The following is a 15,213-nucleotide window of genomic DNA, read 5'->3' as shown; positions in this document are numbered from 1 at the left end:
CTGACCAGCATTGCCCGCGCGCTCCGCTTTGCGTAAACAGGAGGGCTGTGCAGGCCCATCCGCCCACAGTACCGCCCGGATGCGCCGGTGGCCCGCGCTTCCCAAAGATTTCTGACCGGCATTCACAATGCGCACTTGGCTTTACCGCTGGCTGGAGAACCGCGTGTCCTCCTTCCCGGCCGAACTTCCCGAGAAGCCCCCGGCAACGGTCTGGGGCTTCATCCGGCATTTCTCGCGGCCATTCTATCCGCTGCTGGCGGTGGGCTTCGTGCTGTCGCTTGCCTCCTCGATGATCGAGGTCTGGGCCTATTCCTATGTCGGCAAGCTGGTGGACAAGCTCGGCACCGCGGACCGCACCACGTTCTTCGCCGAGAACAAGTGGGAACTGATCTTCTTCCTGCTGCTGGCGCTGATCATCCTGCCGACGGTCAACGTCTCCGCCGACTCCGTCGAGAACCAGGGTCTGCGCGGCAACTATGCCATGCGCACCCGCTGGCTCACGCACCGCTACATGCTGCGGCAGTCCATGGAGTTCTTCCAGAACGAGTTCGCGGGCCGTGTCGCCACGAAGGTGATGCAGGCCGCACTCGGCGTGCGCGACGTGGTGATGAAGCTCACGCAGGTGATCGCCTGGGTGGCCATGTTCTTCATCAGCGCCTTCACGGCCTTCATCAGCAACGACTGGCGGCTGGCCATCCCGTTGGTGCTGTGGCTGGTGCTCTATGCCCTCACCATGCGCCACTTCGTGCCGAAGCTCGGCAAGCTTTCCGAGCGTCAGGCCGACATGCGCTCGGTGGTGACCGGCCGCGTGGTCGACACCTACACCAACATGCCGACGGTGAAGCTCTTCGCTCACGCCTCGCGTGAAGACGACTATGCCAAGGAAGGCATGGAGTGGATGCTGGACTCGGTCTACGCCTCCATGCGCGTCTCGACCGACATGAACCTGGTGCTGAACGTGCTGAACTCCGCCCTGCTCACCGGCACGGCGGCGATGGCCGTGTACCTCTGGCACATTGATGCGATCACGGTGGGCGCCATCGCCTTCTCGGTCGGCCTCGTCTACCGCATGCTCGGCATGGCGCACTGGATGCTGTGGGAACTCGCCGGCCTGTTCGAGGACTTCGGCGTGGTGAAGGATGGCGTCGACGTGGTGGCGCGCGAACATCTGGTGAAGGACGTGGCCAACGCACGCCCGCTTGCCGTGCATGAGGGCGAAATCGTTTTCGATGCGGTGCATTTCAATTACGGCAAGCCTGTCGAGAACGGCCGCGAGGTGCTGGCTGGCCTGACGTTGAAGATCCGCCCCGGCGAAAAGGTCGGCCTCGTGGGCCGCTCGGGCGCGGGCAAGTCCACTCTCGCCAACCTTCTGCTGCGCTTTTACGACCTGGGCTCTGGCACCATCACCATCGATGGGCAGAACATCGCTGACGTCTCGCAGGAGTTGCTCCGTGCCGCGATCGGCGTGGTGACGCAGGATACCTCGCTGCTGCATCGCTCGGTGCGCGACAACATCCGCTATGGCCGCCCCGATGCGAGCGAGAGCGAGATCGTGGCCGCCGCCGGGAAGGCGCACGCCTCGGAGTTCATCGCCAACCTCGTCGATCCCAACGGGCGGCGCGGCTATGATGCCCATGTGGGCGAGCGTGGCGTAAAGCTCTCGGGCGGCCAGCGGCAGCGCGTGGCGATTGCCCGCGTGCTGCTGAAGAACGCGCCGATCCTGATCCTCGATGAAGCCACCTCCGCGCTCGACAGCGAAGTGGAAGCGGCGATTCAGGAGAATCTCAACGTGCTCATGGAGGGCAAGACGGTGATCGCCGTTGCCCACCGCCTCTCCACTATCGCGGCCATGGACCGGCTCATCGTCATGGACAAGGGCCGCATCGTCGAGGAAGGCACGCACAGCCAGTTGCTGAAGCGCAAGAAGGGCATCTATGCCAGCCTGTGGGCGCGCCAGTCCGGCGGCTTCCTCATTCCGGAAGACATCAAGGCGCCCGAACCGGCGGAGTGACCCCGCTCTCTCACGCCGTCACCCCCGCGAAGGCGGGGGCCCAGCTTTCTTGCACCACCCAAAGCTGGATTCCGGCTCGCGCGCGACATCTCGCTTCGCTCGATCAAGGCGCGCGTCCGGAATGACGAAAATTTATTAATCACGTCACCCCCGCGAAGGCGGGGGCCCAGCTTCCTTGCACCACCTTAAGCTGGATTCCGGCTCGCGCGCGACATCTCGCTTCGCTCGATCAAGGTGCTGTGTCCGAAATGACGGGTGTTGGGGATTGTTGTGCGATCGCACCTCAGCACGAGGGCGTTTTGGACTCCTCATCCTGAGGTGCCGCGAAGCGGCCTCGAAGGATGTGCTTCACGGGTTATTGCACTCGCCCGCATCCATCGCGTAGTCACGGGCGCGAACCTGCCGGAGAACCCCGTGACCGCCGAAGCCCGCACCACGCTCACCTTTGCCTCTGCCGCCCTTGAGGCTGCGCAGGCGCTGGCCGACCGCATCGACGAACATCCGGCGATCGACGCCCTCGCCGTCACGGTGAACGAGACTGATGAGGTACGCGCCCTGTGGAACGTGGTTGCCTATTTCCCTGATGAGGCATCTGCCGCCGCAGCGCGAGACGCACTCGGCCTTGCCGCCGACATCGCCGCCGTGCCTGATGTGGACTGGGTGCGGAAGTCGCTCGAAGGCCTCGCCCCCGTCGCAGCGGGCCGCTTTTACCTGCACGGCTCGCATGACCGCGAGCGTCGCCGGGGCGGTGGCCAATCCCTCGAGATCGACGCCGGGACCGCTTTCGGCACCGGTCATCACGGCACCACGGCGGGCTGCCTGCTCGCCCTTGATCACATCCTGAAGCGGCAGTCTCCACAACGCATCTTCGACCTCGGTTGCGGCACGGGCGTGCTGGCGATTGCGGCGGCGCAGGCCACACGCCGGCCGGTGCTGGCCACCGACATCGACCCGGAAGCGGTGCGTGTGACGCTGGAGAACGCTCGCGTCAATGCGCTCCGTCCCCTCACCCGCGCGCAGACGGCGGCGGGGCTGCATCACCCGGTGATCCGGCGGCAGGCACCCTATGACCTGATCTTCGCCAACATTCTCGCCCGCCCGCTGGCGGCGTTGGCGCAGGGGCTTTCCACCCTGCTCGCCCCCGGCGGCCATCTCATCCTCTCCGGCCTTACCCGGGAGCAGCTGCGCTGGATCAAGGCCTGCTACCTCGCCCGCGGCCTCACCCACAGCCGCACCATTTTCATGGGCAACTGGGTGGCGCTGGTGATGACACGGCCAGAACGGCCCGGCGCAAAAGCAAAGCGCCCGGGTTCTGGACCCGGGCGCCTGCAAATCACATCCCGTGCCCCCGGCTGGGAGCTGGATGCCTAGCTTCTCGTGATTGTTTAGTTGCCCCAGACCTGGCGGCTGATGTCAGCGCGCTTCAGGCCGATGTCGGCGAGAAGGCGGTCATCGAGCTGGCGCAGCTGGCGTTCGGCGCGGGTGCGGGCGAAGTACGCCTTCACCGAGTTCATCAGGCCGGGGGCAGCGCCCAGACCCGAGTTGCGAATGGTTTCGCGGCCCATGGAAATCGTCGTCATTTTCTTTCTCCTGCTCTGGCGGCTGCGGCCATCCGCGCCTGCCTAAATTCTATGTGCGTCGCACAATTTCAAGGCCGATGTAGTCTCCCTCTTGAGCACCTGCAAGAGATGCCCGAGAGGCTTTGATATGCGTATTTTGCATATCGCTGTTCATACTCGGTTAACCTTGTCGTTCTGCCGACGTTGCGAGAATTAGCCTTGAAATATGACGGTTTTTTGAATGTGCATAAACATTCAGGAGCGCCGCTGGGCGATGTCGGCATGTCGCATTTTGCCGCTTTGACGCTGATGGGCCGTCTTCACCCACCGATTCCGCATAACAATTCGGCAAGGATTATGGCTCGATTGTTGCGGCGCACAAAAGATTCGCACCTACAGCGGGGGCGGCGCACCATAAAAAATGCCCGGCAAGCCGGGCATTCGGAAAGTCTTTTCGGGGTGGTTGCGTTACGAAACCACGAGGTTGCCCGCAGAGGTGCGACCCGTGCGCTTGTCGGTGATCAGCTCGAAAGTGATCTTCTGCCCGTCCTTCAAGCCCTTCAGGCCAGCGCGCTCCACCGCAGAGATGTGAACGAACACATCCTTGCCGCCATCGTCTGGCTGAATGAAACCATAGCCCTTCTGGGTGTTGAACCATTTCACTGTACCGGTGGCCATTACGTAAAGTCCTTCAGTTGCGTTGCAGTTGGTTTGGGTGGTTGTCGACGCCTCACAAACCAGTCGAGAATTAGGGGCGTCGTGCAAGCGCATGCTTGAAGGCAGGCGAGAGCGGCCAAACGTCCGGCCAATAGTCGATGTGCGACTTTATGATACACCCTGCAAAAACGCGCAAGAGCCTTTGTCCCTCTCCCCTTGCAGCAACAGCGCAGAAAAGGACAGTATTTCCCGATAAGCCGCCGCAGATTCGATACTTTTGACTTGGGACCAATCGCGATGAGTACTGAACCCGTTCACGACAGCCGCCTGAAAGCTCTCCGCACACTGATGAAAGCGAAGGGACTCGCCGCGGTCATCGTGCCGCGGCAGGACGAGTTCCAGGGCGAGTATGTGGCGCCCTACGCCGAGCGGTTGAAGTGGCTGACAGGCTTCAAGGGCTCCTGGGGCGTGGGCATCGTGCACAGAAACAAGGCAGCGATCTTCGTGGACGGACGCTACACCCTGCAGGTCCGGCAACAGACGGATACCCGCCTGTTCGAGCCCCATCACCTGATGGAGGATCCGCCTTCCGCCTGGATCGCCCGCACCGTGAAGACGAACGAGAAGCTGGGATTCGACCCCTGGGTGACCACGGTGGCCGAGGCCCGCAGGCTGAAGGCCGCAGCGGACGCGGCGGGGGCCAAGCTCGTCGCGCTCCCCCGCAATCCGGTTGACATGGTCTGGAAAGACCAGCCCGCCCGGCCGTCCGAGCCGATCGAGGCCCATGACATGGCCCACGCCGGGCTTTCCGCCGCGGAAAAGCTGAAGGCGATTGCCGCCACCCTTGCCGGCCAGAAGGCCGACGCAGTGCTGCTCTCCGACCCGGCCTCGGTCTGCTGGGCGCTGAACATCCGCGGCAGCGACGTGCCCTACACGCCCTTCCCGCTCGCCTATGCGCTGGTCCACCGCAAGGGCAAGGCGGAGCTTTTCGCCGACGGGAAGCGCCTGACGCCCGCCGCGAAGGAGGCCCTGAAGGCCGTTGCCCAATGCCGCGCACCCGGCGACCTGGCGGAGCGTCTCGCTGCCCTCAAGGGCAAGACGGTGGCGCTCGATCCAAACCTCGCACCCGAAGCCGCGCGCCTCGCCCTCCTCAAGGCCGGCGCCAAGGTGATCGAGGCGGCGGACCCCTGCGTGCTGCCCAAGGCCCGCAAGAACGCCACCGAGCAAGAAGGAGCGCGCGCCGCGCAGAAGCGCGATGGCGTGGCCCTCACCCGCTTCCTCAACTGGGTATCGATGAACGGCGTGAAGGGCGGGTTCACGGAGGAGACGGCGGCGGAGAAGCTGCGCCAGTTCCGCGAGCAATCAAACCTGCTGCGCGGCCTCTCGTTTGAATCGATCTCGGCCTCGGGCCCCAACGCCGCGATCCCGCACTATCACATGTCGCCCGAGACGGCGCGGGCGATCACGCCGGGCGAGATCTATCTCATCGATTCCGGCGGGCAGTATCTTGACGGCACAACCGACGTCACCCGCACGGTGATGATCGGCACACCCACGGACGAAATGCGCGACCGCTTCACCCGCGTGCTGAAGGGCATGATCGGGCTGTCGGTGCTGCGCTTCCCCAAGGGCACCACGGGCGGCCACATCGATGCCATCGCACGGCAGGCGCTGTGGAAGGCGGGGCTCGATTTCGATCACGGCACCGGCCACGGCGTGGGCAGCTATCTCTCGGTGCACGAAGGTCCGGCACGCATTTCGAAGGCGGGGCACACGCCGCTCGAACCCGGCATGATCCTCTCCAATGAACCCGGCTACTACAAGCAGGATGCCTTCGGCATCCGCATCGAGAACCTGCTGCTGGTGACGGAGGCAACACCCGTCGAAGGCGGCGACCGCGCCATGCTCGGCTTCGAGACGCTGACGCTCGCCCCCATCGACCGCGCACTGATCGACACAAAGCTGCTCACCCGCGAGGAATTGCACTGGCTCGACCAGTATCACGCTCGCGTGGTGCGCGAGATTGCGCCTCAGCTTGATGCCCCGACGGCGGCCTGGCTGAAGGAAGCCTGCGCCCCTCTCACGTGAGGATGTAGCGGAAGAAGACGACGCTTGCTGCGCCCGTAAGAATGGTGACGAGGAAGGGCGCGCGCAGCAGCGCCACGGCGAGCGTGACCGCACCGGCAAGGCGCTCGGGCCAGCCTTCCATCAGCACGGCGGGCGCAATCACGGCAGTGAGAATGGCGGGCGGCACGGCATCGAGTGCGGCCTTCAATCGCCCTTCGATCTTCGCATTGCGCAACAGCAGATAGCCCGAGAGGCGCGTGCCATAGGTTGCGCAGCCCATGAGGATGATGGCGAGGAAGAGCTCGGGATCGAGAGCGAAGGCGCTCATGCCGCCTGCTCCTTCTCTGCCATGAGAACGGCAACGCCCATGCCGGCGAGTCCACCGATCAGGATGTACCACGCGCCGGGAATGAAGACCTTGGCCACGCAGGCCGAAGCCGCGCTCACCAGCAGGATGGCGCCGGTGCGGCTGCCCTTCCAGAAGCCCGCCAGCACCGCGATGAAGAGTGCGGCGAAGGCGAAGTCGAGGCCGATCGCAGCACCATCGCCCAGTCCCTTGCCGACGACAGCGCCGATCGCCGTGAAGATGCCCCATGTCACCCACAGCGGCACGGCGGCTCCGACGAAATACGCAGGCGTCAGCCGCTCCGTGAGGGCACGGCGTTCGAGCAAGGCCCAGGCCTCATCGGTGAGCCAGAACATCAGGATCGAGGCCTTGAGCTTCGGGAAGTGAGCAATCTGCCGCGAAATGGAGGCGGACATCAGCACATGCCGCAGGCCCACCGTGGCAATCGTGAAGACGAGGAGCGAGAGCGGCGTTCCCGCCTTGACCAGATCGACGGCGACGAACTGCGCCGCACCGGAATAGACAATGGCGCTGACGAGAACGGATTCCAGCGGCGAGAAGCCCTGCCCCGCCGCAACCGCACCCCACAGCGCGGCGATGGGCGCATAGGCCATCAGCATCGGCCAGACTTCGCGCAGCCCCCGCAGAAAATCCCGCATCATGATGCCGCGTTGCCGACGCGGTTGAACCACTCGTCCTCGTCGATCACCTCGACGCCGTGCTTCTGCGCATCCTTGAGCTTGGAGCCCGCGCCGGGCCCGGCAACGAGGAGATCCGTCTTCTTCGAGACGGAGCCCGACACCTTGGCGCCGAGGCGTTCGGCCATGGCTTTCGCCTCCTCGCGGGTCATGCGTTCGAGCGCGCCGGTGAAGACCACCGTCTTGCCCGAGACGGGCGATGCAGTTGCCACCGCCGCGAGCGGCTGCGGCTCCACCTGTTCAAGCAGCGCATCGACGACCTCGATGTTGTGGGGCTCACCGAAGAACTGCTGGATCGCCTCCGCCACCACATCGCCGATACCGTCGATGGAGGTGAGTTCATCCCACGCCTCGTTGCCGGGTTCGGCCGCCTTGGCCTGGTCGCGCAGGCGCTCCGCCGAGCCATAGGCGCGAGCGAGAACGCGAGCTGTCGTCTCGCCCACATGGCGGATGCCGAGCGCGAAGATGAAGCGGTCGAGCGCGATCCTGCGCCGGGCATTGATGGCGGCAAAGAGGTTTGCAGCACTCGCCTGCCCCCAGCCTTCGCGGTCCTTCAGCGTGCTGCCGATCCTGTCTTCCAGCTTGAAGATGTCCTGCGGCACCTTGAGCAGATCTTCGTCGGCAAACTCTTCGATGATCTTGTCGCCAAGCCCTTCGATGTCGAAGGCGTTGCGGGAGACGAAATGCTTGAGGCGTTCCTTGCGCTGGGCGGCACAGATGAGACCGCCGGTGCAGCGCCGCACGGCATCCGCCTTGCCGCCCTTCTCCTCGCGCTCGGCGTGGCTGCCGCACACCGGGCAGACATGGGGGAATGCGTAGGCATGCGTGTGCGCCGGGCGCTTCTCGAGCACCACCGAGACGATCTGCGGGATCACGTCGCCCGCCCGCTGCACCACCACCGTATCGCCGACGCGGATGTCCTTGCGGGCGATCTCGTCCTCGTTGTGGAGCGTGGCATTGGTGACGACCACGCCGCCCACCGTGACGGGCTTGAGGCGCGCCACCGGCGTGAGCGCCCCGGTGCGGCCCACCTGAATGTCGATCTTCTCGAGCACGGTCGTGGCCTGCTCCGCCGAGAACTTGTGGGCGATGGCCCAGCGCGGGCTGCGCGAGACGAAGCCGAGGCGCTGTTGGAGCGCGATCTCGTTCACCTTGTAGACGACGCCGTCGATGTCGTAGCCGAGATCGGCGCGCTGGCTTTCGATCCTGCGGTAGTGGGCGAGCAGCTCGTCTGCGCCATGGCAGAGCTTCATCAGCGGATTGACCGGCAGGCCCCAGGTCTTGAAGGTCTGCACCACGTCCCACTGGGTGTCGGCGGGAAGCACCGGCGCCTCGCCCCAGGCATAGGCGAAGAAGCGCAAGGGCCGCGCCGCCGTGATCGTGGCATCCTGCTGGCGGAGCGAGCCCGCAGCTGCATTGCGGGGGTTCGCAAAGGTGCGCTCGCCCGCTTCAAGTTGCTTGGCATTGAGTGCGGCGAAGTCCTTGTGGGACATGTAGATTTCACCGCGCACCTCGAAGACGGCGGGAAACTTGCCGTGCAGCTTTTCGGGCACATCCTTGATGGTGCGAACATTGGCGGTGACATTCTCGCCCTCGGCGCCATCGCCGCGCGTGGCCGCTTCCACGAGATGTCCGTTCTCGTAGCGGAGCGAGATCGAGAGACCGTCGATCTTGGGTTCGGCCGTGACGGCGACCTTCGCGTCGTCGGCCAGCTTCAGGAAGCGCCTGATGCGGTCGAGAAAGTCGGTCACGTCCTCATCAGCAAAGGCGTTGGAGAGCGACAGCATCGGCACGCGGTGCTGCACCTTCGCGAACTTGCCGGAGGGGGCGGCACCCACGCTGGTGGACGCCTTCGAGGCACGGGCGAGGTTGGGATGCGCCTCCTCGATCGCAACGAGGCGGCGGCGAAGCGCATCGTACTCCGCGTCCGTAATGGTGGGCGCGTCTTCCTGGTGATAGGCGATGTCGTGGCGGGCCACCTCTTCGGCGAGCTTCGCATGCTCGGCCGCAGCCTCAAGCGGCGACAAGTCCTCCACAGGCACCGGCTTCTTCGCCATGGGTCAGCCCTGACCGGCCAGCAATTGGTCGGCCTGCGCGCGGGCCGCATCGGTGACGGTGGCGCCGGAAAGCATGCGGGCCAGTTCTTCGCGGCGGCTCTGGGCCGAGAGCGGCTGCACACGCGTCACCATGCGCTTGGAGGCCACATCTTCCATCTTGGAGATCAGCATCTGCTGAACGGCGCGCGCCGCCACCTGCGGCGAGTGGGTGACGGCGAGCACCTGAAGCCCCTCCGCCAGACGGGCAAGGCGCTTGCCGATGGCATCCGCCACCGCACCACCCACGCCCGTGTCGATTTCGTCGAAGATCAGCACGGGTGCTGAACCCTTCGCCGCCAGCACCACCTTGAGCGCCAGCATGAAGCGCGCGAGTTCACCGCCGGAGGCAATCTTCATCAGCGGCGAGAGTGGCGTGCCGGGGTTGGTGGCGACAACGAACTCGACCCGGTCGACGCCGTGGCTGCCGGGCTTCGAGGCATCGGACTGCACTTGCGTCTCGAAGCGGGCCTTCTCCAGCTTGAGGGCCGGAAGCTCTTCCGCCACCTGCTTGTCGAGGGCCTTGGCCGCCTTGCGCCGCGCGGCCGAAAGCTTGTCCGCGGCCACCTCGAAGGCTGCCTTCGCCTCGGCATGGGCGCTTTCCAGCTTGCCGAGCTTGGCGCCGCCATCGGTCAGCGCCTGCATCTCCGTTTCAAAGCGCTGCTGCACGCTGGCGAGATCATCGACGGTGCAGCGATACTTGCGGGCCGCTGCCCGAAGGGCGAAGAGACGTTCTTCCGATTGTTCGAGTTCGCGCGGATCATATTCGAAGCTGCGGCGCGCTTCCTGCAGCGCCCTCCCTGCCTCGGTGTATTCGGCCAGCAACCGGTCGAGCGTGGCCACGACAGCATCAAGCTTGCCGTGGGCACCATCCTTGCGGCGCTCGAGACGGCGGAGAGCGGCGTTGATCTTGGCTTCCGCTGCACCATCACCCGCCAGCGCCTGCTCGGCTTCGTCCAGCGCGCCCACGTATTGTTCCGACTGCATCATGAGCTGGCGCGCTTCGGCAAGCTGCTGCTCCTCGTTGGGCTGCGGCGCCAGCTTCTTCAATTCGGCGACGGCATGTTCGAGATAGTCGCGCTCGGCCTCAGCCTTGGCCATGAGGGCACGGTGCTGCTCCAGCGCATCGGCGGCATCGCTTGCCGTCTTCCACAGCTTCGCAACGCTATCGACCTGGGCCTGAAGGCCGCCGAAGGCATCGAGCAGGCGGCGATGAGCCGAGACATCGACGAGCGCGCGATCCGCATGCTGGCCATGGATTTCCACCAGCTCGGCGGCGACACTGCGCAGCAGGTTGAGGCTCACGGGCTGGTCGTTGATGGTGGCGCGGCTCGGCCCGTCGGCATTCTGCACGCGGCGGATGATGATCTCGCCGTCGCACTCGACGTCGTTCTCCTTGAGCAGCTTCCGCGCCGCGTGTCCCTCCGGCAGAGCGAAGGCCGCGGTGACGGTGCCCTTTGCCTGTCCGCTCCGCACCAGGGTGGAGTCACCCCGCGCACCGAGCGCAAGGCCAAGGCTGTCGAGCAGGATCGATTTGCCGGCGCCGGTTTCGCCGGTCAGCACGGTGAGCCCGCCCTCCAGCGTGAGGTCGAGCTTTTCGATCAAGACGATGTCGCGGATGGAAAGAGCGGTCAGCATCGGGCCGTTATAGCCGAGTCTCGGCGGCGGGCGCGAGGGGGAAGGATCAGATCAGCCGGTGAAGCTGCGGAAGGCCTTCGTGATCCAGGAGGATTCGCTTGCGACCGGTTCCTTGCCGTCGGTGGTGACCAGCTGGTAGGCGTCGCGGTACCACTCGCTGTTGGGGTAGTTCTGGCCGAGCACGGCAGCCGCCGTCTGGGCTTCCGAGACGATGCCGAGCGCCATGTAGGCCTCGGTCAGACGATAGAGCGCCTCTGGCGTCTGCGTCGTCTGCTGGTAATCGGTGATCACCTTCTTGTAGCGGTTGATGCCAGCGAGGTAGTCACCCTGCTTCACGTAGTAACGCCCAACTTCCATCTCCTTGGCAGCGAGGCGGTCATAGGCAAGCTTGGCCTTCTGGGTGGCGTCTGCCGCGTAAGGCGTGTCGGGGAAGCGGCGTGCGATCTCTTCCAGCGCTTCAACGGCGCGCTCCGTGCGGCGCTGATCGCGGCGGACGTCCGAGATGCGCTCGTATTCGGAGAGCGCCACGAGATAATAGGCGTAGGGCGTATCCTTGTGGCCGGGGTGCAGCGAGATGAAGCGCTGCGCGGCATTGGTGCAATCGTCGTACCCGCGGCGCTGGTAGGCTGCGAAGGCCTGCATCAGGATCGCCTTGGTGGCCCACTTCGAATAGGGATGCAGGCGCTCGACCTCGGCGAACTTCTTCTGGGCGCGGCTGTAGTTGCCACCCTGCAGTTCCGAGAGGCCGCCGTTGTAGAGGCTGGCCACTTCCTTTTCGTCGGCGCTCGCCATGTCGGGCGCGATGGCGCCACCGCGCGGCACAACATTCGAGGTTTCGGCAGAGGCCGTGTCGTCGCTCCGGTCCAGCAGGCGCTTGAAGCCGCCACCCATTGAACAGCCGGCAAGAAGCGTCAGCGACAGGGCCAGCGCGGTGGCGCGGAACAGGGCTGACGCCGGTACAGTCTTGGAAGGAGTCATGGTGGAGCGTTCGGTCATCTGGTCGGGGTTCTAATGCTAATCACCCCTGCCGTGAAGGGTCCTGTCCGAAGATCAGGCGGGTTCCATTGACAAACGAAACCCGGCGGAAGTGTGACCGCCGGGCTTCTCAAATCCGTGAACGTGTCCCGTGCCTTACGAGCTGGCCTGACGACGCAGGAAGGCAGGAATCGCCAACTGGTCGTCTTCGTAGGCAGGCTCGGCCTGCACCGGAGCCTCGGCCTGAGGCTGCGGACGGGCGGCCTGGCGCGGCTGGGCGGCCATCTTGGGTTCGGCTCGGCGGGCGGCGGCCTGCTGGGCCGGAGCGGCAGCTTCCTCGCGGCGGCCGAGGCCGACCGTGGCGAGGCGTTCGAAGATGCCCATCTTCTTCTTCTGGGCATGTTCGGCGATGTCTTCGATGCGGCTCTGCTGGGCGGCGATCTGCTTCTGGGCGATCACCGGGAATTCCTCGATCGGGGGAATGCGCTGCGTGGTCACGCGCTGCACCGGCTGGTGCTGCACGGGTGCAGTTGCAGCAGGCTGGGCCGGAACGGGCGGCGCGACAGCGATGGGGCGCGGCGCGATCGGCGCCGGCTTCACGACCTTGACGGCTTCAGCGGGCTGGGAAAAGGTCACGCTGGAGCGTGCCTCCTGTTCTTCGCTGTGCTCTTCGCTGCTGCCGTGCATGGCTTCGGGCGAAAGACCGGTCGCGACGACCGAGACGCGCATTGTGCCTTCGAGCGAGTCGTCGAAGGTGGCGCCGAGAATGATGTTGGCTTCCGGATCCACTTCCTCGCGGATGCGGGTGGCGGCTTCATCGACTTCATAGAGTGTGAGGTCGGGACCGCCGGAGATCGAGATGAGAAGGCCGCGGGCGCCGCGCATCGACACGTCGTCGAGCAGCGGGTTGGAGATCGCGGCTTCGGCGGCTTCGATGGCGCGCTTTTCGCCGGAGGCTTCGCCCGTGCCCATCATCGCCTTGCCCATCTCGCTCATGATGGCGCGGACGTCGGCGAAGTCGAGGTTGATGAGGCCTTCCTTGGTCATCAGTTCGGTGATCGAGGCCACGCCCGAGTACAGCACCTGGTCGGCCATCGCGAAGGCGGCGGCGAAGGTGGTCTTCTCGTTGGCGACGCGGAAGAGGTTCTGGTTCGGAATGACGATGAGCGTGTCGACGTAGCGGGCAAGTTCTTCAATGCCGCGCTCGGCCGTCAGCATGCGGCGCGCGCCTTCGAAGTGGAACGGCTTGGTGACCACGCCGACGGTGAGGATGCCCTGCTCCTTGGCGGCGCGTGCGATGATCGGTGCCGCACCCGTGCCTGTGCCACCGCCCATGCCGGCGGTGATGAAGGCCATGTGCGAGCCCGCGAGATGATCGAGGATTTCCGGCAGCGCTTCCTCGGCGGCCGCAGCGCCAATCTGCGGCTGGGACCCTGCGCCAAGCCCCTGCGTCAGGGCCGTGCCCATCTGCACGCGGCGCTGTGCGGCGTTCTGAAGAAGCGCCTGCGCATCGGTGTTTGCGACAACGAATTCAACACCTTCGAGCCGGCTCTCGATCATGTTGTTGACGGCGTTGCCACCGGCGCCACCCACGCCGAACACCGTGATACGCGGCTTGAGTTCGTGCAGGTTGGGTACGGTGAGATTGATGGACATGAGTCGCTTCCGGAACTGATTTGGCTGGTAAGACTTTGTTTCCCAAAGCCTAATAAATGGTTAACGAATGCTAACCATGGCCATCAAATTTCGTTCAAAGTGAGTCGGAACGGGGCCGTTCCTTCGACTTGACGTTGTGGCGGCCATGGCCTTGTGGATCAGAGGGCTTCCTTGAGCCACCGGCCGATGCGGCGGGCATAGCCCATCTGCTGGCGCTCGATGTGTTCCTTGGCTTCGGTGGGCATGGCCAAGTGCCTGTCGGGCTTGAGGGAAAGGGCAAGCAGCCCCGCCCCCACGGCGAAGCCCGACTGCTGCACGGCCTCGGGCGAGCCCTGCCCCAGCACCGGCTGGCCGAAGCGCACCGGACAACCGAAATAATGAGCGACAAGATCGCGCATGCCCTGAAGCTGCGCGCCGCCACCCGTCAGCACCACGCGGCTCACCGCCTCGAGTGGCGTGTGGCGAGCGAGGTCCTCGCGGAGGATCTCGATCGTCTCTTCGATCCGGGGGAAGATCATTCCATTGAGGACATGCTTCGGCACCTGCTGGATGGCATCGACGCCGCGCTCACCCAAGAGCGGCACAGCCAGCATCTCGCGATCCTCGAGTGCAAAGGGCAGCACCGAGCCGAACATGGTCTTCAGGCGTTCGGCGTGTGCGATGGTGGTGGAGAGGCCTTGCGCCACATCGGCGGTGACATGGCGCGCACCGATCGCGGCCGAGCCGGAAGCAGCAAGATTTCCGTTGCGAAAGAGCGCATAACTCGTGGTGCCGCCACCGAAATCGATGACGAGCGTGCCGAGCGAAAGTTCATCGTCGAAGAGCGTGCCGCGGCCTGCAGCATAGGCAGAGAGTGCGAAGCTCGCGACCTTGAGATGGGCCCGTTCGACAGCAAGCGAGAGATTGCGGAGATGGGCCGCACCCAGCGTGACGATGCCCACTTCGATGCCGAGAATTTCACCGTGCATGCCGAGTGGCGGACGGTCTGCGGGAACGCCATCAAGCGAGTAGCCCACGGGATTGAGATGCAGCACCTGGCGCTTGCCGATATCGGCTGTGGCGATGGCCGCAGAGAGTGCGTGCTCGATGTCACGCGGAGAGACGACGCCTGTCTGGGTCTTGACGTTTCCCGAAACGGTGAGGGAGGCGGGCCTGCCGCCCGAGACATTCACATGGACGCTCCGCACCGCCTGCTTGGCCATGCGTTCGGCGGCATCGACGGCGAGGCGGATGGCGCGCTCGGCCTCTTCGACATTGCTGATGGCGCCACCCTTGATGCCACGTGATGCGGTGGTGCCCACGCCGCTCACACGGAGCGCGGTGCGGTAGTCCTGGCCCTGGACAAACCGTTCGGCGGGTTCGGCGATGAGACAGGTGATCTTGGTCGATCCGAGATCAAGGACGGCGACGGGTCCTGCCGCAACAACCGCTTCCCTGCCCTTCGAACGGAACGCCAACGCACTGCCACGAGTCATAAGACTACTCCCAACCACTACCCACTTGCCGGATCACT

At 65.0% G+C, this 15,213-nt stretch carries 12 protein-coding genes; 3 read left to right on the top strand and 9 right to left on the bottom strand.

All coding sequences use genetic code 11. The features are described from left to right. Positions 1–127: 127 nt before the first annotated feature. Both QM801_RS05105 and QM801_RS05100 read left to right on the top strand, forming a co-directional pair. Entirely contained in the window at positions 128–2,011 is a 1,884-nt protein-coding gene (locus tag QM801_RS05105; RefSeq protein WP_415018134.1) for an ABC transporter ATP-binding protein, read from the top strand. A 414-nt stretch (positions 2,012–2,425) separates the two neighbouring features. Then, the gene (locus QM801_RS05100; protein WP_415018133.1) at positions 2,426–3,382 is read left to right on the top strand and encodes a 50S ribosomal protein L11 methyltransferase; all 957 of its coding nucleotides are present in this window, start codon (positions 2,426–2,428) and stop codon (positions 3,380–3,382) included. Between the two features lie 14 nt (positions 3,383–3,396). Here QM801_RS05100 and QM801_RS05095 read toward each other — a convergent pair whose 3' ends face one another. Both QM801_RS05095 and QM801_RS05090 read right to left on the bottom strand, forming a co-directional pair. Then, positions 3,397–3,591, bottom strand: a complete 195-nt coding sequence (locus tag QM801_RS05095; RefSeq protein ID WP_415018132.1) for a DUF1127 domain-containing protein — start codon at positions 3,589–3,591, stop codon at positions 3,397–3,399. A gap of 447 nt (positions 3,592–4,038) precedes the next feature. Further along, positions 4,039–4,248: a cold-shock protein gene (locus tag QM801_RS05090; protein WP_415018131.1), complete on the bottom strand. Its 210-nt coding sequence runs from the start codon at positions 4,246–4,248 to the stop codon at positions 4,039–4,041. Between the two features lie 276 nt (positions 4,249–4,524). Here QM801_RS05090 and QM801_RS05085 point away from each other — a divergent pair, with 276 nt between their 5' ends. Continuing rightward, on the top strand, positions 4,525–6,315 hold the full coding sequence (locus QM801_RS05085) for an aminopeptidase P family protein (protein WP_415018130.1): 1,791 nt from the start codon (positions 4,525–4,527) through the stop codon (positions 6,313–6,315). On the opposite strand, the gene QM801_RS05080 is transcribed toward QM801_RS05085, so the two are convergent. The 7 genes from QM801_RS05080 to ftsA all read right to left on the bottom strand — a co-directional run bounded on the left by QM801_RS05080 (position 6,308) and on the right by ftsA (position 15,175). Next, entirely contained in the window at positions 6,308–6,622 is a 315-nt protein-coding gene (locus QM801_RS05080; protein ID WP_415018129.1) for an AzlD family protein, read from the bottom strand. The genes QM801_RS05085 and QM801_RS05080 overlap by 8 nt on opposite strands. Continuing rightward, positions 6,619–7,302, bottom strand: a complete 684-nt coding sequence (locus QM801_RS05075) for an AzlC family ABC transporter permease (RefSeq protein WP_415018128.1) — start codon at positions 7,300–7,302, stop codon at positions 6,619–6,621. The genes QM801_RS05080 and QM801_RS05075 overlap by 4 nt, the downstream gene beginning before the upstream one ends. After that, a complete protein-coding gene (ligA, locus tag QM801_RS05070; RefSeq protein ID WP_415018127.1) occupies positions 7,299–9,395 on the bottom strand; it encodes an NAD-dependent DNA ligase LigA in 2,097 nt (698 codons plus the stop codon). Before ligA ends, QM801_RS05075 begins: the two co-directional genes overlap by 4 nt. A 3-nt stretch (positions 9,396–9,398) precedes the next feature. Further along, entirely contained in the window at positions 9,399–11,069 is a 1,671-nt protein-coding gene (gene recN / locus QM801_RS05065; RefSeq protein ID WP_415018126.1) for a DNA repair protein RecN, read from the bottom strand. A gap of 51 nt (positions 11,070–11,120) precedes the next feature. After that, the gene (locus tag QM801_RS05060) at positions 11,121–12,065 is read right to left on the bottom strand and encodes an outer membrane protein assembly factor BamD (protein ID WP_415018125.1); all 945 of its coding nucleotides are present in this window, start codon (positions 12,063–12,065) and stop codon (positions 11,121–11,123) included. Between the two features lie 135 nt (positions 12,066–12,200). Beyond that, positions 12,201–13,700 (bottom strand): cell division protein FtsZ, encoded by a 1,500-nt coding sequence (gene ftsZ, locus QM801_RS05055; protein WP_415018124.1) that lies wholly within the window; start codon positions 13,698–13,700, stop codon positions 12,201–12,203. Positions 13,701–13,858: 158 nt separating this feature from the next. Further along, on the bottom strand, positions 13,859–15,175 hold the full coding sequence (ftsA, locus tag QM801_RS05050) for a cell division protein FtsA (RefSeq protein WP_415018123.1): 1,317 nt from the start codon (positions 15,173–15,175) through the stop codon (positions 13,859–13,861). Positions 15,176–15,213: the final 38 nt, after the last annotated feature.

This window comes from Aestuariivirga sp. (assembly GCF_047600585.1).
GTDB lineage: Bacteria > Pseudomonadota > Alphaproteobacteria > Rhizobiales > Aestuariivirgaceae > Aestuariivirga.
This window is presented reverse-complemented; position numbering and strand designations above follow the sequence as displayed.

What these genes read in the sequence shown, in the direction of transcription:
- QM801_RS05105 (WP_415018134.1), top strand. Translation starts at nt 128, where the DNA reads ATGCGCACTTGGCTTTACCGCTGGCTGGAGAACCGCGTGTCCTCCTTC.
- QM801_RS05095 (WP_415018132.1), bottom strand. Translation starts at nt 3,591, where the DNA reads ATGACGACGATTTCCATGGGCCGCGAAACCATTCGCAACTCGGGTCTG.
- QM801_RS05090 (WP_415018131.1), bottom strand. Translation starts at nt 4,248, where the DNA reads ATGGCCACCGGTACAGTGAAATGGTTCAACACCCAGAAGGGCTATGGT.
- QM801_RS05085 (WP_415018130.1), top strand. Translation starts at nt 4,525, where the DNA reads ATGAGTACTGAACCCGTTCACGACAGCCGCCTGAAAGCTCTCCGCACA.
- QM801_RS05080 (WP_415018129.1), bottom strand. Translation starts at nt 6,622, where the DNA reads ATGAGCGCCTTCGCTCTCGATCCCGAGCTCTTCCTCGCCATCATCCTC.
- QM801_RS05075 (WP_415018128.1), bottom strand. Translation starts at nt 7,302, where the DNA reads ATGATGCGGGATTTTCTGCGGGGGCTGCGCGAAGTCTGGCCGATGCTG.
- ligA (WP_415018127.1), bottom strand. Translation starts at nt 9,395, where the DNA reads ATGGCGAAGAAGCCGGTGCCTGTGGAGGACTTGTCGCCGCTTGAGGCT.
- recN (WP_415018126.1), bottom strand. Translation starts at nt 11,069, where the DNA reads ATGCTGACCGCTCTTTCCATCCGCGACATCGTCTTGATCGAAAAGCTC.
- QM801_RS05060 (WP_415018125.1), bottom strand. Translation starts at nt 12,065, where the DNA reads ATGACCGAACGCTCCACCATGACTCCTTCCAAGACTGTACCGGCGTCA.
- ftsZ (WP_415018124.1), bottom strand. Translation starts at nt 13,700, where the DNA reads ATGTCCATCAATCTCACCGTACCCAACCTGCACGAACTCAAGCCGCGT.
- ftsA (WP_415018123.1), bottom strand. Translation starts at nt 15,175, where the DNA reads ATGACTCGTGGCAGTGCGTTGGCGTTCCGTTCGAAGGGCAGGGAAGCG.